Raw genomic sequence first — 18,774 nt, 5'->3', positions numbered from 1 at the left:
AATTTAGAAGTATTGTAGCATGGGTCATGAAATGTGCACGTCAAAGCCCGGAAAAACCCGCGGGCGCGTACGTACTGGGCGGCGCAACGTCGGGCAGAATGCCGCCTAAGTCGTGTGCGCTGGTAATCCATATTCGTGCAGTATACTGAAAAATATGCGCTTCTTTTAAGTCGTCGGTGTTATGCGCCTATGCATGGCTGACCGCACGTCCATCTCGTTTTTGCTGCAGTGCGCCTGCATATATTGACGCTATGAATGCGAGTGCAACATCTCGAATAATTCTCCGAGCGATCGCGATCCCGTCTTGCTCATGATCGTTGCGCGGTGACCTTCCACCGTTCGGACTGATATATTGAGTATGGAAGCGATGACTTTGTTCGGCTTTCCTGCTCGCATCAATCCCAAAACTTCGCGCTCGCGGCTGGTCAGGGACGCGAGGCTTTTATTGGATTTTTCGCGGCGGGCTTCCTGATCCCAGATTGCGCTGTATTTCGTGAGCGCCGATTGGACCGTATCCAGCAGCAGCTGATCGGTGAACGGCTTCTGCAGAAACTCGACAGCACCGGCCTTCATCGCGCGGACGGCGATGGAAACGTCGCCGTGGCCGGTGACGATAATGATGGGAATGAGCGCGCCAGCGGCGTTGAGCTTCTCTTGCAGTTCCAAGCCGCTCATGCCGGGCATGCGAATATCGAGAATTAAGCACCCTCGAACTCCCGGAACGTAGCTCGCGAGAAATTCGTCTGCTGACGAATAGACCTGTGTCTTTAGCTTGACCTGTTCCATGAGCCAACGGATGGCGTCGCGCACGGCTGGGTCATCGTCGACGATGAAAACGGTGTGTGCCGGTTTCTTAGGATGCTCGGTTTGCATTGTCCGAGTTTCTCCAGTTGGGGATCGTAAGGCAGAATGTTGAGCCTTTTGCGGATGAATTTTCGAGCCAGAGCTTGCCGCCGTGATCTTCTATAATGCCTTGGCTGATGCTCAAACCGACGCCGAGGCCGGCTTCTTTCGTTGTGAAAAAAGGGTCGAAAAGGCGCTGCAGCTCCTGCGGGGGACAGCCGCATCCGGTGTCGGCGATAACAATTTTGGTAAAGTGCGATCCTTCCGACGTAACCGTGATCGAAATTTCTTTCTTCTTGCGGGTCACTGTCGAGAGTGCGTCGACGCTGTTACGCACCAAATTCAGCAGGACCTGCTGGATCTGAATGCTGTCAGCGAAAACAAGGCGCTTCTCCTTCAGAAATTTCACCTGCAGCTTGATCTGATTGTGAGCAATCTCTGATTTTATGAAGCCAAGCGTCGTCTCAATGATTTCCTGGATGCTCGCGCGCTGGCGGCGGATCTGACTTTTCTTTGAAAAGTTTCGGATGCGCATGAATATTTCGTCGGCACGCTGGGCCTGGCGGACGATTTGGTCAAGTCCGTGCTGGAGATCCTCGAGACGTGCGTCGCCGGCCTGCATTTTGCGTACGCAGGTCTGCGCATACGTCATGATTGCGCAAAGCGGTTGGTTGAGTTCGTGAGCAAGCCCGGACACCATGCCGCCGAGCGTGCTGAGGCGACCGGCGTGCGCGAGTTCCGCCTGGCGTTTGCGGTCCTGCTCTTTTGCTTCGATCAGCGCAGTGACGTCCTGTCCCGTCGCGATGAGATGAGCCGTCGTTCCTTTGTTGTCCTTGAGGGGGCTGACGGTCATCTGCTCATGATAGAGACGGCCATTCTTGGTTTTATTACTGAGCAGAAACCGATAGATGTTGCCGTTTTGGATGGCCGTCCATAACTCTTCCTGGACTTCCTCATCGCACTGTAAAAAGTGGGCTTTATTGCCCGTTACTTCGTCGCGCGTGTAGCCCGTCAGGACTTCGAAGGACGGGTTTACGTATTCGATCTTGCCGGCGGGATCGGTGATGATGACAGCGTCGGCGGCCTGCTCTATTGCGCTCGATAACTTGCGCATATGAGCTTCCGAGCGTTCGCGAAGCAACTCGCCAGCAATCCATCGCGCGATCAATTTCACGATTTCGCGTTCGGCGGCGGAGAAGGGGATGCGGCGAGGTTCTTCGCCCATGAAGCACAGGGTGCCGTACAGCGTGTTTCCGACGATAATTCGGACGCCGATATAGGATTCCAAGCGCGAGTCTTTGTACGACGAGTGCTCTCGCCAGGGCGTGGACCCAGCATGGCCGAATGCGATGGGTTCGCTCGAGTCGATTGCGGTCGCGCAGTATGTGCGGTTGAGTTTAAGCACGCGGCCAGCTGCAAATCGCGGATTGTCGGAAACGGATTCGACAATGTTGAAGCTGTTGGCTTCGACGCGCGAGACCAAGCCGATCGGGAGTCCAAATTGCTCGCATCCGAGGTGAAGCGAGTGTCGTATTTTCTCGGAAAGATTGTCGTTTCCGGCATTGATGTCGTGAAGCGCGGCGAGTGCGGTCGCGATCAGACGCAGTTCGACGACGGCTTCGGTGCGCTGCTTTTCAGCCTGAATGCGGAGAGTTACCTCCTGCAAAACAAACATCGCGCCACGCCTGCCGCGAGGATGAGAAAAAGACGATGCCGTTACTTCGACGAAGCATGACCGCCCGCCTTCGATCGGGAACTCGAACAGCTCGGGAGGCAACCTGCCGTTCGCTTGGTTTGCGGCAGCGAGCAGTTTGGAAACGCGTGCGCGTTCCTCTTTTGGAAAGAGCTTTGGGAGCGGTGTCCCGAGCGCGCTGTCCTCGGGCAATTGCAGAATGTGCCGCGCCTGGCGATTGATGGTGATGGTCGTACCGTCGGGATCGGTAGCGAGGACGCCGATCGGTTCGTGGTCGAAAAGACCCTCGATGTATTCGGCCGTTTCGGGCTGCAGTAGCGGCAGAACTTCGATCTGGGCGTGCGCGTTGGCAATGACCGCTTCTTGATAGAGCTGCCGCTGTTGCCGCCGTTGCGCGGCGTCGACCAGAACGTCCGTGAGGCCATCGATATCGGTTGTCGGCCAGACAACGATTTCATGTCCGACGAAAGGACTGAACATCAGATCGCGGCGAAGTTGCCCGCATTTCGCCGCCGAGCCCAGGATCACGATCGGCAAATGCTTATCCATAGTATGGATACGCTGCGCCCAGCCGAGCGGGTTATTGAGCTCCGCGCCGATGAGCACCACATCGATCGTCTCGGGTCGCGCCTGAACTTTGGCGACGAGCTGATTATCATCCGAGATGAATTCGATGCGATGGAGTTTGGAAAGGTTGTTCGAGAGATTGAAGGCGAGGTCGCGGGCAACGCTCACAAAAAGCAGGTTGCACACGTCGCTGCGGGAGCCAATTCCTAGGCGGCGAATATTAACGTCTGAGCCGAGATTATTGAAGGACATGTCTCGCCCGCTTATCCGCCGTGCTCCGCCGGTCGTTTGTGAGGTCCATCGACAGGCCGTTCAATGAGGACTCAGTCCGCGAGGAGTGGAACGCCGAGGAGAGATCTTCCAATCCAGGTTCGAAGGAGATCTGTCGTAGGCGACATCAAATGGACGGCTCGCACGTCGCGCAGGTGTCGCGACAGTTTCGATCCTTCGGAATAGCCGCGGCCGCCGGTGAGCGTCATGGCCTCATTGACGATCTCGACGGCGCTATCCGCTACTTCGGCTTTGCTGGCCATGATCGAGATGAGCGCATCCGGATCGCCGTTGTCGAAGCTTGCCGCGGCCCCGTAGACAAGGCGACGCGTGCGATCGAGCATTCCCCACAGCTTGCCGAAGCGATGCTGTATGACCGGCGCGCCCGAAAGCCCACCGGTATGCACGTGCTGGCGTCGCATCACATGCGTCCGCGCTTCATTGAGGGCGCTGTCGGACACGCCGAGATACGTGGCGGCCATGGCGACAAGGAAGAACGGTGTGATGACGTTGAAGATGTACCAGATCTGATCGCCTTCGCGTCCGAGAAGATTGGCGCGCGGGATGCGGACGTCTTGCAAGGTCATGGTGCGGGAAGAGTTGCCACGCATGCCGATGCCGTCCCAAGGCTTGCCCCAGGTCAGTCCTTCGGAATTATTCGGGATGACGACGCACGAGAATTGACCCGCCGGGGCTCCGCGATCGCCTGCGACGGCGGAGACCACATAGGAGTCGGCGTGAGCGCCATTGGTCACGAAGACCTTCGAGCCGGTCAGCGAATAGCAATCCGGCGAAACGGCAGTCAAACTCGTCTGCGGTAGGTAGAAGTGGATACCGGTTCCCAACTCGCTCAGCGAGAGGGAGGTAATGTGTTTGCCCTCGCAAATGGGGTTGAGGAAGTTCTCGCGCTGAGCGTCCGTGGCGTTGACGGACATGACGGAGGTCGCAACGCAATGCATCCCGAAGCAGATGCCGGTCGAAGGACATTCCTTGCTTAGGATTTCGCAGACGCGGGCGAGCATCAGCAAGCCCTGTCCCTTGCCGCCGTATTGCCTTGGAACGACAAGGCCACCAAAGCCTTCGGAGAGCAGCGTCCTCAAGCCTTTCTCAGGCCAAGTCGCATCGCGATCTATTCTTGGCGCTTCGGCTGCAAGAACATCTTTCGCAATCTCTTCAGCCTTCTTCAGAAATGCTGAACCGCCGCCTTGCCAGGGATTCATGCAAGAGTGCTTTCGGAATGTTGACTCAATTAAAGGAGAGAAGCGCCGCCCCTCTCCATTGTTTTGCTTAGGCCGCAATCGGCGTCAGTGATGTTCGACCAGCGAGAACGACAGAACTTTTTCGACTGGTTCGATGCGGTTGGCGCCGGCGCCGACGACGCAGGAACCTTTCTTATCACATCCCCATAGCGGGTAGGCATTGAAATTTTTAAGATCTTCCGGCAGCTGATCGCGATGGGGCATTTCGCGCGGTACGATCTTTTCAGAGCTTTTTTCAGTCGCAAGGGCCTGTCTGATGCGGGTCAATTCGCGCAGCAGGTCTTGTGCCGACTCTCCGTTCCAGGTTCCTACCGTTCGGCCTGTGTTGGTCTTGATTTCGTCGCTCATCTCAATCTCTCCAATTAGAACCGGTCCGCGATCATCCGAAGGACCTTCTTGGGGATGATCCAATCCTGACCCTGCTTCTGCTCTTGGACCGCAATGAGCAGATCAGACTTGGAGAAGCTGATGCCGCGCTCCTTTGCGAGATCGCAGTACATGTCGATGAATGCGCTTTTCGTCGGCGTCGTATCAAGCTTCTCGACAAGAGCCGGCTCTGCCATAAGCACTTCACCGAACTTTTTGATTTCCTTTTCGAAGTACCGGGATTCCGCGTCCCTCTGGAGTGCCTTCTCCAACATTGTATTTCTCTCCCTATCTTCTTTGTTCGCGAAATTCGCTGTTAAGCGCAGATGCATTTTCTGAGATCGGGATCCGTCGATATCAGGCGAGTTTTATCTAGGCGGCGCGCAGGCGGTATACGTAAAAGTACGTCCTGAATGCGCGGGATCCGCCCCTTGCTGAGCCATGACCACAGGCATGGCACATCAATCAGGCAGCCATAGCCGTCGCTTCCGCGATGCCCGATGCCAATGCGGCCGAGCTTGCGTCGGCGCCCATCAGTGTCTTCTCGACCGTGATGGTTTTGATTTCGCCGACGCCGAGGAAGGAGAGCCAGGAAATCAGGTAGGCTTTCTGGTAGTCGAGGTTTTCTTCAGAGACCGGCGTTCCCTCGACATATTCGAGCCCTCGCGCGCAGACGACGACGGCCTTTTGCTTCTTCAGCATTCCGCCGAAACCGTTCTCGTCGAAGGTAAAGGTGACGTCTTTTTGCGTGACCAAGTCGATAAGCTGTTTCAGCTTATAGGGAACGCCGAAATTCCACATCGGAACCGACAGAACGATCTCGTCGGCGTCGCGGAAACGGGCACCAAGCGAACTTATCGCGACCCAGGCCGCTTTCTGCGCCTCGTCGAGAGTTTGGCCGGAAAGTCCAGCATATTTCGCTTCCAGAGCAGGGCCGTCGAAAGCCGGCAAATCGTCTTTCCAGACGTCGAGTAGATCGACGTTCACATCACCTTTCTTCTTCAATGCATCGATGTAGGCCTGCGCGACTTGCGCGGAGGCGGAGCGCGCGCCCCTGGGTGAAGCTTGAATGTAAAGAACTCGGGTCATTTCTCTCCCCAAATGTTTGTTGGTTTGCCTTCCCGGAAGCTGCGGCACGCGACTTCAAGTTAGTGCCGTTCCACGAAAGCATATGGCGTTGGGAGGCGGGAGAGCGTGCAACTACTTGATGCCGCGTAGTCTAACGGATGGTCGCTTCTTCGTAGGCGATGCTATCCAAAACGGGCCTGCCACTCAGATGGTGAGGCGGTTGTGTCTTGGATTCGCTCGGCGGCGAAATCATCAGTGACTATGGGAGCTAAGTGTACGAAATGACGATCATGCTCGGCCAGACAGCGCCGGACTTCACGCAGGAAAGCAGCAGGGGCAAAATCGAATTCCACAAGTGGCTGGGCGATTCCTGGGGTATCTTGTTCAGCCATCCGAAAGACTACACGCCGGTGTGCACGACGGAACTCGCGCAAGCTGCGCGGTTAATGCCGGAGTGGGAGAAGCGCAACGTAAAGGTTATCGGCCTCTCGGTGGATAGCGGCGAAAATCACGTCGGCTGGGAAAAAGATATCGAAGAAACGCAGGGCCAATGTTTGAATTTCCCGGTTCTTGCCGACGAAGATAAGACGGTGAGCAACCTCTACAATATGGTTCATCCGGAGTGCGATCCGACGATCACGGTTCGCACGGTTTTCGTTATCGATCCCAACAAGAAGATCCGTCTGACGATGACGTATCCGCCGAGCGCCGGCAGGAACTTCCAGGAAATCCTGCGCGTCGTCGACAGCTTGCAAACGTCGGACAAGTTCCACGTCGCGACGCCGGTGAACTGGGAAAAGGGACAGCCGGCGATCATTCCGCCGAGCATCTCTAACGAGAAGGCGAAAACGATGTTTCCGCAGGGCTGGAAAGAGCTGAAGCCCTATCTTCGCATCGTCGATCTTCCGGAAGGCTGAGCTGAGGGCAGCGTGAGAAAAAGCGGGCGCGCGCGTTTTCGTTCATCGCGCGCGCCGCGTAATTAAACCGCCTAATTGCGCGTAATCTCACGGATAGATTCTAAAATTCCCAAAGATACACTCAAAAATATGAAGTCTGTTTGATCAATTCCGAGTCTGTCAGCGGCTCGTGATTGGCGAAGATTATCAATAATAAAGTCCATATCTCAAAGGGAGAAGGAAATGAGAAAGCTGATATTCGGCCATCTTGTCTATCTTTACACGCCTATAGGTGTGTTGGCGTGCACGATAGGTCTTTTGCTTGGCGGATACTGGGCATGGCTGGGTCTTGCGATCTTCGGCATGAACATCCTGCTCGATACGCTGACGTCGGGTCTGCATCTGCGCGGCGCCGCTTCCAATGACGACGGTTCGCCGAGCGGCGTTCCGGCGGTACTCAACTTCATGATGTACCTTCAGCTGTTGAATTTCATCGGCTTGCAGCTGGCTCTTGCCTGGCGCGTCTATCAGTACGCGGCTGGCGTGCCGATCGAGACGATGACCTGGAACGGTATCGAATATACCAATGGCATCGACGGTCTGACGCTCATCGCCGCCACGATCGGCGCGGGTATGCACCAGGGTCTTGGCATCATTTTCGGCCATGAGCTTGCTCATACCAAGGGCTTCGGCTTCCTGGTCTCGCGCTGGATGATGGCGCTTTCGGGAACGGCGCACTTCTGCTTCGCTCACGTTTACAATCACCATCTCGAGCTCGGCCGCGCATGGCTTGGCCCGGAGAACAACAAGATGGGCGATGACACGGATCCGGCAACGGCCCCGCGCGGACGCTCGATCTACACGCACTTCCTCGTCTCGCACGTCGGTCAGTCATATTTCGGCATCATGACCGAAGCCAAGCGCCTGAAGCGTATGGGCAAGTCGTTCCTGTCGTTCTCCAACCGCTGGATTCGCGGCTATCTGATGAGCCTGCCGACAGTCGCACTGTTCAGTTACGCAGGTTACGCAGCTACCGGCGATCTCCACGGCGTCATGATCGGCCTCGGCATCATGCTCATCGTCTGGATCATCTCGAACTTCGAGCTCGAAGCGCTGAACTACATGGAGCACTACGGTCTGATCCGCGTGAAGGGCGAGCCGATCGAGTATCGCCATTCGTGGGATAACGACACGCTCTTCACGGGCTGGGCGTTCATCGAAATCGGCCGTCAGGCGGACCACCACGATCGCGGTGAGACGCACTTCTGGGAGCTGACTGGCGTTGGTGGACCTCCGACCGGAGCTCCGAACGCACGCATCGGCTACTACACGGAGTTCATGATCGCACTCGTTCCTCCGCTTTGGCACTACATCATGCGTCGCAAGCTTGCCATCTGGGATCGCGATTTCGCGTCGCCCGAGGAGCGCAAGATTGCCGCCAAGATCAACAAAGCGGTTGGCTATGACCTCGATCCGAACAAGGTCGATGGCAAGTACCTCGAAGTCACCTACGCCTAACTATCGCCTGTAAAAAACATCCAACGACGATCCGCTTCACGGCGGGTCGTCACTCGGGAGGAAATTAAAAATGGGCAGTGAAGCAGCCGTCGCAACCAGCAACGATGCGGGGGCCAATGCGTCTCTCTATGATCGTCTAGGCCGCCGTTCCGGGATTGAAGGTATCGTCGAAGTCATCTGGAGCAATCATACATCGAACCCGACCATCAAGCAGCGCTACGTCAATAGCGATCCAGTCAAGGTGAAGCGGCTAGTGACGGAAATGTGCTGCGCCGGGTTTGGCGGGCCGGAAACCTACAGCGGCCAGGAAATGAAAGCCGCGCACAAGGGCATGAACATCAACGCGGAAGAGTTCGTCGCTGCATGCGATGACGTGCTCGACGCTCTTGAGAAGTGCAATGTCGGAAAACGAGAGAGAGATGAAATTCTTGCGATCCTCTACTCGCTGAAATCGGACGTTGTCCATCTCTGATCCACGCCTCTTAATTCCCATCGGGACTTGCATTGATGTTCGGCTTCTTCAAGAAAAATAAAGGACCGTTTTCTGCAACGATTCAACCTTCCGGACAGGTCATAACTGTCAAAAGTGGATCGTCGGAAAATCTTCTAAAGGCAGCTCTCGAGGCAGGAATTAAGTGGCCCTACAGCTGCCGCGTCGGCAGCTGCGGCACATGCAAATGTCGTCTGGCGAGTGGTCAGATCAAGCCGCTCGCCGACTTCAGCTACGTTCTTTCCGGCGAAGATCTGGACGCGGGTTATATCCTCGCCTGCCAGACGATGTTGAAGAGCGACATCGAGGTCGAACTCGAAACGCTCGACGGTGCCGATGGCGTTGATCTCGCCAAAAGCCGCAAGCTTAACGGAAAGATCGCGCGTCTCAGTCCGCTGACGCACGATATCCTCGAGGTGCAAATCGAGCTCGATGGCGAATTCAAAGACTACCTTGCAGGACAGTATGCGGATGTGCTGCTGCCAGGCGTCGTCGAGCGTGCGCGTTCGTATTCGTTCTCGAAGGCTCCGAACAACGAGAGTCCAAACCAGGTCAGCTTCTTCGTCCGGCGCGTGAAGAATGGTGCGTTGACGGAATGGCTGCACGCCGCGGATCGGGTTGGTGAAAAGGTTGTCCTCGACGGGCCGCACGGCGCGTTCTACCTGCGCCAATCGTCGGGCCCCATCTTGCTCATCGCAGGCGGAAGCGGACTTGCGCCCATTCGCGCGCTTCTTCAGCAAATCGAAAACGAGGGGCGTTCGATCGATATCACGTTGATCTTCGGCGCACGGACGCAGAAAGATCTGTATTGCCTCGACGACATTGAAAAGTTTGCATCGAAGGCCAAGGGCAAGTTCCAGTTTGTCCCGGTGTTGTCGGTCGAGACGAACGAAAGCGGCTGGAACGGCGCGGTTGGCAACTGTCCGGACGCCATCAAGCTCGACATGCTCGAGCCGCAGAGCAGTCAAGCATATCTTTGTGGACCGCCGGTAATGATCGACGCCGCCGTTGATCGCCTGAAGGCGATGGGTCTCAAGGAATCGCAGATCTTTTTCGATAAGTTTCTCGATTCCTCATCCATGCCGGCCGGACGAGCCTGAGCATACGTCTACACGCACTCGAGAATTAGGATTTGTGCCATGACATACAGCGAGAAGATGGCTTCGGGGGTGGAAAGTGCATTTGGGTGTTCGTTGAAGGAAGCCTGCAAGAATTGCGTTCCGTGCTCTGATGTTTGCAAGTCGATGGACGTCAGCCGCAAGCTTCAAGACGCCGGGATGCGGATTACGAGGCAGCGCGTCGAGCTGGCGCAGCTTCTATTCGGAAACGGAGATCGCCACTTCACCGCGGATGCGTTGTACGATGAAGCGATGGGAAGCAAGATTCCGGTTTCGCTTGCGACCGTCTACAATACGCTGCAGCAGTTCGTGACAGCTGGATTGATCCGCAAGCTCGGCATCGAAGGCCAGAAATCCTGGTACGACACCAACATTTCCGAGCATCATCATCTCTTTTTCGAAGACGAAAACTATATCGATGATATCGACGACGCTTCGATCTCGATCGGTAAGTTGCCAGCGGTTCCAGAGGGGATGGTCATTTCCCGCGTGGAGATCGTTGTTCGCCTGAAACGACAGGGAACATGAGCTAAAGAAATGGGAGCCGAAGGGCTCCCATTTTTGTTTGTGGGTACGCGTTCTAGTCAAATGCCGCTATTGGTTTCTCAAACGCGGGCTAGACGTTTTCTTTCCGTACGACAATTGCGTTGCCGTCGAGCAATCCTCGCTTGTGGATCGCGGCAGCAGCGGCTTCGAATTTTGGCCGATGCCGATGGAAGGCTTCCAGATACGAAGCCTTTTCGAGGTCTGGGTTTGCCTCAAGCTTTTCGAGCGCCGCGGCGCGCGCCCAGCATACGATATTCTTCTTGCCGTCGGTCATGATCCAACGCACGGCCAAGCCGTCGACTTCGATAGCCTCAGTCGTTGGCAAAAGAGGTTGCGCTGGATCGTCTGTGCCCTTGCGTTGCGCTGGGCGGTTGAGAAGTTTTCGTAGCATTGAACGTAGATGGCTCTTTCGTTAGGCGGACAGTAGTGCGCTGAGATGCGTATCGATCGCGAGATTGTATGCGGGATCCGTCCCAAACAGAGCGAGGTGGCCCCAAGGCGACGAAATCTTTTTAAGCTCGCTGCTTGCGATCATCTGTTGCTCGGCTTCGATGTCCGCGAGCGGGAAGAAGTGATCTTCCTCGATCGCCAACACAGACACCCGCGCGGTGATTTTCGACAATGCCGTTTTCAGGCAGCCGCCCGTGTTTCGGCTGGCGTCGCCGTTCTGCCATTTACGTAGCATGACAAGCAAATTGTTGGCATCCTGCGGCGCGAAATGTGCTTCCACGAATGCGGTTATGAAATCGTCGGATGATGTAAATCCGATGCCGCGCCAGCCTTCGGTCGCATAGAGCTTGGGCGTGAAGCCGGATGCGGCGAATGCCCGGGCGTGCCGGCTGAGGCCCCGATGCACGGAGCTGCTCTGCGCATACGATCCGGAATTCCAATTGGGATCGCTGGTGATTGCATCGATAAATGTATGTACGAGAAGCTTGTTGTGAGCGGTGGCTCTCGCCGTGCCCGCGATGGGTGCGGCGCGTTTGACGAAGTCGGGATAGCGCACGGCCCATTCGTAGGTCTGCTGCGCGCCCATCGATCCGCCGAGAACGAGCTGAAGTTCCGAGATGCCGAAGTGTCTTGTAAGGAGTGCGTGCTGTGCGTTGACGTCGTCGCCGATCGAGATGCTCGGAAATCCGGCTGCTCCGAATGGTGCCGCCGTGTTGCTCGGTGAGGAGGACAGGCCATTTCCGATTTGATTGGCGATGATGATGAAATATTTGCCTGGATCGAGGGCGCGGCCGCTTCCGACGTATGCTTGCTCGATAATGCCGGATGTTCCGGAATACCAAGTCGGAAACAGGATCGCGTTATCTTTGGCGGCGCCGAGCGAGCCAATGGTTCGGTACGCGATCTTTGCGCCTCTCAGGCGATAGCCAGACTCAAGATCGATGTGGCCGAGATCGAAGGTCTCGAAAGGCCCGTGGAACGCTTGTGAATAGTATGAGCGATCAGACATCGGTTGTTCCGTTTTATATTATTGTTGAACTGGAGCATCGCAGGCGAGCGCGGAGCGCTGCGTCTCGCTGTATATTTTTTAGAAGAACTGTGCCGCTTCCGCAGTCCGTTTAATATCGCTCTTGCCGCGTAGTTCTACTCAAAGCGGAAGGGAACGCGATTAGCGCTATGCGATCCGCGGAACGCTGAGAAAGCGCGTAGTTCTGCGATGCCATTCCGTGAAATCCACAGCCGCGTGCGACGCCACGAATGCGATATTGTGACGTCGTTCCCGCATGTGAAGGAAGCCGATCCGTGAACGAGCGCAATTCAGAAACTCGAGAAGCCGTAAAGCGTATCAAGGAAGCGATCTATGACGTTCAGATCGGTGAAGCTGAGATTCAACCGGCGCGCTCTGAGCCAGGAATGTTCATTGTGATGTTCGATTCCCGCGCTGGAAATGCAGCCAGAGTTACGGTGCATACATCGCAGGACTACGATCTTATCGTGCGCATGCTGAAGCGTGCGCACGAGGATTGATGCCTGTTTAGGCGATGCCGATGGCTCTATGATTTTGTAAGCCGGTAAGAAATTCTATGGAATTTGATTTTGATCTTATGTCGCCGGCGCAGCGTTTTGCGTTTCTGACCGGAGCAGTGGTTCCAAGGCCGATCGCGCTGATCAGCACGTTAAATCCGGCTGGCGACTGTAACGCAGCGCCTTACACGTTCTTTGGTCTTGCCGGTACCGATCCGCCGGTGGTTTCGGTGACGGTTTTTCCGGCACCCGATAATCGCATGAAGGATACTGCTGCGAACATTCTGCAGACGAACGAGTTCGTCGTGAACCTTGTCTCTGAAGAGTTAGCCGCTGCGATGAACGTCACGTGCATCGACGCTCCGGCTGGCGTCAGTGAGTTGGAACTTGCTGGACTCGCGTCTGCGCCGTCGGTCAAGATCGCGACGCCGAGGATTGCGCAAAGTCCGATCTCGCTGGAATGCGTGCTGCACAGTATTGTCCCGCTCGGTGCCAAGCAGTCGATCATCCTTGGGCGGATCGTTCACGCCCACATCCGCGACGAGTTCCTGTTGGATGCAAAAGCGCCGCTGATCGACACGCCTGCGATGCGCCTTATCGGCGGAATGCACGGAACAAGTTGGTACACGAGAACAGCGGACCTGTTCTCGATGGATCGGCCAGCGTGGAGCGATTGGATTAAGGAAGGCAAGGTCAGCTCGTAAGCTGTACCCAGAGCCGCGGCTGGTCGGCGTGCGGGGGCTGCCGTGGCGTCTCCGTGCGGCGCTAAGGCAGGATTGGGATGCCTCAAAGTGCTGGAAAAATAGAAGAAAAATCTTATATCAGTATCCAGGTTAGTCACAGACCGCTGTCGCTTCGATTTCATTGGAAGCGCCGGGCGTGACAGTCTTTGCATTACCGGAGGCTCCCATGGCTGCAATTCCGCACCCTGTCGATCTCACGCTCAAACCCGAAGTCACGGCATTTTTCGATCCACCCACCAATACGGTGAGCTATGTCGTCAAGGATCCGGCATCGAGCGCCTGCGCCATCATCGATAGCGTGATGGACATCGACTATGCAGCCGGGCGCATCAGTTACGAGTCGGCCGACAAGATCATTCGCTTCGTCAAAGAGCATGGTCTGAAGGTGGAATGGTTGATCGAGACGCATGCGCATGCCGACCATCTGTCAGCGGCACCGTATCTACAAGGCAAGCTTGGCGGAAAACTGGGCATCGGCGAGAACATCAAGATCGTCCAGGACGTGTTCGGTAAGATTTTCAACGAAGGCACCGAATTCCAGCGTGACGGAAGCCAGTTCGATCGGCTGTTCAAAGACGGGGACACGTATCAGGTCGGTGGCATGACGGTTTTCGCAATGCATACGCCGGGTCATACGCCCGCGTGCATGACGCACGTCGTGGGAAATGCGGCATTCGTCGGCGATACGCTGTTCATGCCTGATGGCGGTACCGCGCGCGCCGATTTTCCCGGTGGCGACGCGCATGTTCTCTTCCGCTCAATTAAGCGCGTTCTCTCGCTTCCTCCCGAAATGCGGCTTTTCATGTGCCACGACTACGGCCCCGATGGGCGCGACATCAAATGGGAGACAAGCGTCGCGGAGGAGCGCGCAAACAACATTCATGTTCGCGAGGGCATCAGCGAAGACGAGTTCGTCAAAATGCGCACGACGCGCGATGCGACGCTCGGCCTGCCGAAACTGATTATTCCGTCGATCCAGGTCAATATGCGCGGCGGCAACCTGCCGGAGCCTGATCAAGGCGGTAAGCGGCATCTCAAGGTTCCGATCAACGAGCTTTAGTTGGCTCGCGTGATCCGCGCTTCAGCGCGTCGTAGTGCTGAAGTCTTTCTTGTCGGGGCGAAGGGCACATCAAAGCAGGTGCCGTCCGCCCCGACTAAATAGCTAGATCCCCGTTGTCAGCGATAAGGGGAGTGCTTCGCCTTATCTTCGGCCGTCGTGAGCGATTTCAGGAACGCAACCAGGTCGGACTTTTCCTTCTGCGTTAGTCCGAGAGGATGCAAAACGCGTTCTGCGTCGTGCTCGAAGCCACCCTTGTCGTAGAATTCCACGACGTCCTCGAGGGTCGAAAGTGAGCCGTCGTGCATATACGGAAACGTCAGTTCCACGTTGCGCAATCCTGGCGTCTTGTAAGCCCAGCGATCCTTGGCATCGAGCGTTATGGCAAACCGGCCGATGTCGTTGAGAACGGGAGCTGAGTAGGACGTCATGTCCTCATGCTTCACTTCAACGAACTCGCCCGGCGCGAGTTGAACTTTCGACACGCGCGCGCCGGCTCCGATCGCCGTTCGGTAACCGATGCCGGTGACGTAGAAGTTGCCATCGGTGAAGAGCGCGGATTTTTCGCCGACCGTATGGCAGGTCGAGCAATTACCTTTGCCGGTAAAAATCTCGAAGCCGTGCTTTTCGCTATCGGTCAAAGCGTCTGCTTTATTTCCATAACGCCATTGATCGAAGCGCGAGTTGCCCGCGAGCAAGGTTCGCTGATATGAGGCGAGCGCCGTGCCGATTGTCTCCATGGAGACGCCGTGCTCGCCGAATGCAGCCTCGAACAGCCCTTTATAGTCGTCGAATCCTCTGATGCGGTCGACAACATTGCCGATCGAGGGATTAGCCATCTCGAGCGGAGATAGCAGCGGCGCCCATGCCTGCTGTGCGAGGTCAGTCTCGCGCCCATCGTGGAATAGAGTTTTTTCGTAAGCGACATTGTAGAGCGCGGGCGCGTTACGATTGAGACTGCGCCCCTCCATCCCGATCGCGGTCGCCGATTGATTGGAGGTCAAGCCCTGGCTCTCGATGTGGCACATCGCGCAGGAGTTCGTGTTGTTGAATGCAAGGCGCCGGTCGAAGAAGAGTTTCCGGCCGAGCTCAACCTGATTTTTAACAGGCCGTTGATGAGCTTCTAGAGGCGGAAGACCGAGCGGAACGGGAAAGTCGACTTCGCTTGATGCGGGTCTGGACGAAAAATAACCCACCAGCAAAGCGCACGTCAGCGAGATGCATATGGGAACGGCGAGAGGCAAGTGTCGCTTTATTTTCATTTCATTCCTGTGACGTTGTCATTCTTCTTCGAGAAGAAGCGTACCGATGTCCGAGATGATCACATCCGAGTCTAGAAACCGTGTCGTGTAAATCTCTCGCACCCAACCCTCCTTATCTATGAGGAACACTTTGATGAGATGATTGATGACGTCCGTTCGCTTGCCGGCATCGTCAAATTCGCGTGCGGCCGGCACGTAGAGGTCATTCAGTATAGGCGCCAAAAATGACTCGGACCAGGTCGTCAGAAACGACCACGGCGCTTCCGGAGTGCTCATCGACGTCTGAAACATAGACATCATCTCCGGAGTATCCACTTTGGGATCCAGGCTCAAAAAAACCAAGCGGACTTTGGAATGGAATTTTTTGTTTGCCTGAATCGAGGCGTGAACTTTCTGAAACGCTTCCCACGCCTTGGGGCATCCGTCTGGGTCGCGGCAGGTCGAATAGAAGAAAGAGAACAGCGTGATCTTGCCTTTCGTGTAACTCGAAAGGCGACGCGGGAGCCACGGGCTATTCTCGAGAACCCAGCCGGACGGAGCCGGCTGGATTCGCTGTAGTTTGTAAGTTCCGACCTCCGGGTACACAGGACCCGCTATGGCTTGCTGGTTGGCCGCCATCGCAAAAATGATGGCGAGCAACAGGACTATTCCATAGCCATCCTGCGCGCAGCGCGAACGCTGCGCGCGGGGCCGATTTGACAATAGCAACTCTTAATCTCCGAGTGCTGCAGCTTTGGTCGGCTTAGCCGAGAACTTCATGTGATGAGCCCGACCGAGCTTCTCAGCATGGAAGTCGACCGAGAACTTCTCAACAAGTTCCTTGCCGTTCCAGTCGTACGCCTTGAGCCACTGCTCGTTGTCGGCGCCCTTTTTGTCCCAGTTGGCGAGGAGCGAGGTCGTGAAGTACACGCGCTTGCCGTCGAAGCTCTGGGAGACCATGTTGACCTGGCTTCCCATTTTCTTCGAGTAGATTTCTTTCGGAGCGTCGAGATTCGTCAAATCGAAGTATCGCGTCGTTCCGTCCATGAAGGTGTTGACCCAAAGGCCCTTGCCATCAGCGGTGATGGAGATGTCAACCGGCAGCGGCACCTTCGACGGATCGCCGATGTTGCCGACGTCCTTCGCCTGCCACTCACCCTTGTCGTCTTTCTTGACAACCCAGAGCTTCGAGGTCAGCGCGGTCGCGGTGATTGCCCAGTTGTCTTCCGGCTTCAGCGACCAGCGGATCTCGAGCGGTGCGCCCGGGACGTTCATGGTCTTGATGGGCTTCATCGACTTGTAGTCCCACATGACCATCGACGTGCCGAAGCGCTTCATGGCCTCGGGATCTTTGATCAGCTGACCCATGTCCATCATGTAGTTCGTCCAGCCCGTGAAGCTCGACGTCAGCATGACGTTCTGGGCCGGGTTGATGCCGATGTCATACCCATAGCCGTCGCCGCCGTTCTCGAGCGGCATCTTGTGCGTGGAGATCAGTTCGCCGGCGTTGTTGTAAACGGCGATGCCGGTCTGGCCGTCGTGCGAATTCGGATTCGAAAGCGCCTGGATCATCATGCGGCCGGCCGTTGCATAGAACGTGTGCGGGCCGACGAAGCCGGTCTTTTCAGCAAAGTCGGTGATCGTCTTTACGATTTTCGGCTTCGACGGATCGATGAGATCGAAGATGAAAATCTTGTTGTCGTCCAGACGGCCGGCCCAAAGGAAGCGGCGATCGTCAGTAAAGCCAGTGTGATGCGCCTCGCCGCGTCCGCCGACCGACAAGGAGTTGACGACCTTTCCGAAGGTCGGGGAATTCGGCTGCACGTCGATCGTCACGAGCTTGTCGGATTCGTCGCCGATACCGACTTCTCCAAGTGTCCAAACGTGGAGAAAGTCTTCTTGGCCCTTAATCAGCGCCGACGTGTATGGCGAGTTGCAGGTTTCGTCCGCGATCGTCAGCGTCGGCCCGACGACGAACAGGGCCAATGCGCAAACGCTCGATTTAAGTAGCTTCCTCACTTCGTTTCCTCCTCCGCGGCTGCGGTTGCAGCCGGTTTTCATTTTGACATACGTGACCGAAGCTACTGGGACGGCGGGAGGAAGTTAAATTTTGTTTCCCAATACAAATTATTCCATTTTCCTATAGATCAGATCCAAGCGAAGAATGTTCTGGTTTTCGAGCGTCGCTTCGATATTTTACTGAGCTCAATCCCGCGCTTTTCCGGGGATAGAAAAATGATCAGCTCAGGTTGATTTCATGAATTTTCGGCAGCTGCGATATGTTCAGGCGCTTGCTGAGGAAGGATCGTTTCTTGCCGCCGCGCAGCGATGCAAAGTCTCTCAGCCCGCACTTTCGAGCGGGATTGCGCGTCTCGAAGCCAGTCTCGGTCAACGCATATTTGAACGTACGACGCGCAGCGTAGCACTGACCGATTACGGCAAGATCATTTTTCCATCCATTATCGACGCCATCAATGCGGTCGAACGAATGCGTGATCTCGCCGTACCACCAGTACCGCGTGGGCAACTGAAAGTGCGTGAAAGGCGAACCTTTCCGCGTCAGAGTACGGGTTCCGAGTTTGGCAAGCTCAGGGTCCGATGATTTGGCGGACTTCCCGCCAAATCTTCAGGCTTCCGGCGCTTTATTTCTTTGAAGCCGCGTCGACTGCGTCCAGCGCGCGGGCCGAATACACGAGGGCAGCACCTGCGTTCATAGCGATTGCGACGCCAAGTGCTTCGGCGACCTCTTCCGTGGTTGCGCCGCTCTCGACGGCTTTCTGCGAATGCACCGAGATGCAACCGTCGCATCGCGTCGTTACAGCAACGGCGAGCGAAATCAATTGCCGTGTTTTCTCGTCCAAGTGATTGGTCTTCGCGCCCGCGCCGCTGGCCATCATGTATCCTCCGACGGAATCGGGCGAGAGCTTTCCGAGTTCTCCGATGCGGCCCATCAGAGCGCCGCGATAGTTCGACCAATCCATGAGGGACATGCTCAACTCCTTATGAAAGACCCTGCGATGAGGGTATCTGCGCGTTGGTGGGCATTCTGGACGTAGCTCAGAAGAGTATTTGTGCCGGTTCCGGCGAGCAAAACCGTGCGCCTACCTACTACATGGTAGGGTGAA

General features: G+C 56.1%; 21 protein-coding genes. 9 read left to right on the top strand and 12 right to left on the bottom strand.

What is annotated here, in order from left to right:
• Positions 1-249: 249 nt before the first annotated feature.
• From HYPGJ_RS09995 to HYPGJ_RS09970, 6 genes are all read right to left on the bottom strand, one after another.
• The gene (locus tag HYPGJ_RS09995; RefSeq protein WP_013214759.1) at positions 250-873 is read right to left on the bottom strand and encodes a response regulator; all 624 of its coding nucleotides are present in this window, start codon (positions 871-873) and stop codon (positions 250-252) included.
• Complete coding sequence (locus tag HYPGJ_RS09990) at positions 854-3,271, bottom strand: PAS domain S-box protein (protein ID WP_046848293.1); 2,418 nt, start codon at positions 3,269-3,271, stop codon at positions 854-856. Before HYPGJ_RS09990 ends, HYPGJ_RS09995 begins: the two co-directional genes overlap by 20 nt.
• Positions 3,272-3,426: 155 nt before the next feature.
• Positions 3,427-4,593: an acyl-CoA dehydrogenase family protein gene (locus HYPGJ_RS09985; RefSeq protein WP_046847065.1), complete on the bottom strand. Its 1,167-nt coding sequence runs from the start codon at positions 4,591-4,593 to the stop codon at positions 3,427-3,429.
• Positions 4,594-4,677: 84 nt separating this feature from the next.
• On the bottom strand, positions 4,678-4,980 hold the full coding sequence (locus HYPGJ_RS09980; protein ID WP_046847064.1) for a hypothetical protein: 303 nt from the start codon (positions 4,978-4,980) through the stop codon (positions 4,678-4,680).
• A 14-nt stretch (positions 4,981-4,994) separates the two neighbouring features.
• The gene (locus HYPGJ_RS09975) at positions 4,995-5,273 is read right to left on the bottom strand and encodes a hypothetical protein (RefSeq protein ID WP_013214763.1); all 279 of its coding nucleotides are present in this window, start codon (positions 5,271-5,273) and stop codon (positions 4,995-4,997) included.
• A gap of 190 nt (positions 5,274-5,463) precedes the next feature.
• Positions 5,464-6,087 carry an NAD(P)H-dependent oxidoreductase gene (locus HYPGJ_RS09970; RefSeq protein WP_046847063.1) on the bottom strand — a complete coding sequence of 208 codons (624 nt, stop codon included), beginning with the start codon at positions 6,085-6,087 and terminating at the stop codon, positions 5,464-5,466.
• Positions 6,088-6,347: 260 nt separating this feature from the next.
• Between HYPGJ_RS09970 and HYPGJ_RS09965 the strand changes: the two genes are divergently transcribed.
• The 5 genes from HYPGJ_RS09965 to irrA all read left to right on the top strand — a co-directional run bounded on the left by HYPGJ_RS09965 (position 6,348) and on the right by irrA (position 10,616).
• Positions 6,348-6,983 carry a peroxiredoxin gene (locus HYPGJ_RS09965; RefSeq protein ID WP_046848292.1) on the top strand — a complete coding sequence of 212 codons (636 nt, stop codon included), beginning with the start codon at positions 6,348-6,350 and terminating at the stop codon, positions 6,981-6,983.
• A gap of 222 nt (positions 6,984-7,205) precedes the next feature.
• Entirely contained in the window at positions 7,206-8,480 is a 1,275-nt protein-coding gene (locus HYPGJ_RS09960; RefSeq protein WP_200185709.1) for a fatty acid desaturase, read from the top strand.
• A gap of 70 nt (positions 8,481-8,550) precedes the next feature.
• Positions 8,551-8,952 carry a group 1 truncated hemoglobin gene (locus HYPGJ_RS09955; RefSeq protein WP_013214767.1) on the top strand — a complete coding sequence of 134 codons (402 nt, stop codon included), beginning with the start codon at positions 8,551-8,553 and terminating at the stop codon, positions 8,950-8,952.
• 35 nt (positions 8,953-8,987) lie between these two features.
• Positions 8,988-10,070, top strand: a complete 1,083-nt coding sequence (locus HYPGJ_RS09950; RefSeq protein ID WP_046847062.1) for a 2Fe-2S iron-sulfur cluster binding domain-containing protein — start codon at positions 8,988-8,990, stop codon at positions 10,068-10,070.
• A 144-nt stretch (positions 10,071-10,214) separates the two neighbouring features.
• On the top strand, positions 10,215-10,616 hold the full coding sequence (irrA, locus tag HYPGJ_RS09945; protein ID WP_200185748.1) for an iron response transcriptional regulator IrrA: 402 nt from the start codon (positions 10,215-10,217) through the stop codon (positions 10,614-10,616).
• A gap of 88 nt (positions 10,617-10,704) precedes the next feature.
• Here irrA and HYPGJ_RS09940 read toward each other — a convergent pair whose 3' ends face one another.
• Positions 10,705-11,025: a DUF1488 family protein gene (locus HYPGJ_RS09940; RefSeq protein ID WP_046847061.1), complete on the bottom strand. Its 321-nt coding sequence runs from the start codon at positions 11,023-11,025 to the stop codon at positions 10,705-10,707.
• A gap of 21 nt (positions 11,026-11,046) precedes the next feature.
• Entirely contained in the window at positions 11,047-12,093 is a 1,047-nt protein-coding gene (locus HYPGJ_RS09935; RefSeq protein WP_046847060.1) for an alpha/beta fold hydrolase, read from the bottom strand.
• Positions 12,094-12,386: 293 nt separating this feature from the next.
• On the opposite strand from HYPGJ_RS09935, the gene HYPGJ_RS09930 reads away from it, so the two are divergent.
• The 3 genes from HYPGJ_RS09930 (at position 12,387) to HYPGJ_RS09920 (ending at position 14,411) form a co-directional block, all read left to right on the top strand.
• Entirely contained in the window at positions 12,387-12,611 is a 225-nt protein-coding gene (locus HYPGJ_RS09930; RefSeq protein ID WP_046847059.1) for a hypothetical protein, read from the top strand.
• Positions 12,612-12,667: 56 nt separating this feature from the next.
• Positions 12,668-13,312, top strand: a complete 645-nt coding sequence (locus tag HYPGJ_RS09925; RefSeq protein ID WP_046847058.1) for a flavin reductase family protein — start codon at positions 12,668-12,670, stop codon at positions 13,310-13,312.
• 205 nt (positions 13,313-13,517) lie between these two features.
• Positions 13,518-14,411 carry an MBL fold metallo-hydrolase gene (locus HYPGJ_RS09920; protein WP_046847057.1) on the top strand — a complete coding sequence of 298 codons (894 nt, stop codon included), beginning with the start codon at positions 13,518-13,520 and terminating at the stop codon, positions 14,409-14,411.
• Positions 14,412-14,527: 116 nt separating this feature from the next.
• On the opposite strand, the gene HYPGJ_RS09915 is transcribed toward HYPGJ_RS09920, so the two are convergent.
• From HYPGJ_RS09915 to HYPGJ_RS09905, 3 genes are all read right to left on the bottom strand, one after another.
• Positions 14,528-15,670 carry a cytochrome c peroxidase gene (locus tag HYPGJ_RS09915; RefSeq protein WP_046847056.1) on the bottom strand — a complete coding sequence of 381 codons (1,143 nt, stop codon included), beginning with the start codon at positions 15,668-15,670 and terminating at the stop codon, positions 14,528-14,530.
• 18 nt (positions 15,671-15,688) lie between these two features.
• Positions 15,689-16,309, bottom strand: a complete 621-nt coding sequence (locus HYPGJ_RS09910) for an SCO family protein (RefSeq protein WP_244466079.1) — start codon at positions 16,307-16,309, stop codon at positions 15,689-15,691.
• 72 nt (positions 16,310-16,381) lie between these two features.
• The gene (locus HYPGJ_RS09905; protein WP_046848289.1) at positions 16,382-17,668 is read right to left on the bottom strand and encodes a selenium-binding protein SBP56-related protein; all 1,287 of its coding nucleotides are present in this window, start codon (positions 17,666-17,668) and stop codon (positions 16,382-16,384) included.
• A 238-nt stretch (positions 17,669-17,906) separates the two neighbouring features.
• Between HYPGJ_RS09905 and HYPGJ_RS18770 the strand changes: the two genes are divergently transcribed.
• The gene (locus HYPGJ_RS18770) at positions 17,907-18,251 is read left to right on the top strand and encodes a LysR family transcriptional regulator (protein ID WP_083984091.1); all 345 of its coding nucleotides are present in this window, start codon (positions 17,907-17,909) and stop codon (positions 18,249-18,251) included.
• 40 nt (positions 18,252-18,291) lie between these two features.
• On the opposite strand, the gene HYPGJ_RS09895 is transcribed toward HYPGJ_RS18770, so the two are convergent.
• Complete coding sequence (locus HYPGJ_RS09895) at positions 18,292-18,639, bottom strand: carboxymuconolactone decarboxylase family protein (protein ID WP_046847053.1); 348 nt, start codon at positions 18,637-18,639, stop codon at positions 18,292-18,294.
• Between the last annotated feature and the right edge of the window lie 135 nt (positions 18,640-18,774).

This window comes from Hyphomicrobium sp. GJ21 (assembly GCF_001006785.1).
Lineage (GTDB): Bacteria > Pseudomonadota > Alphaproteobacteria > Rhizobiales > Hyphomicrobiaceae > Hyphomicrobium_B.
This window is presented reverse-complemented; position numbering and strand designations above follow the sequence as displayed.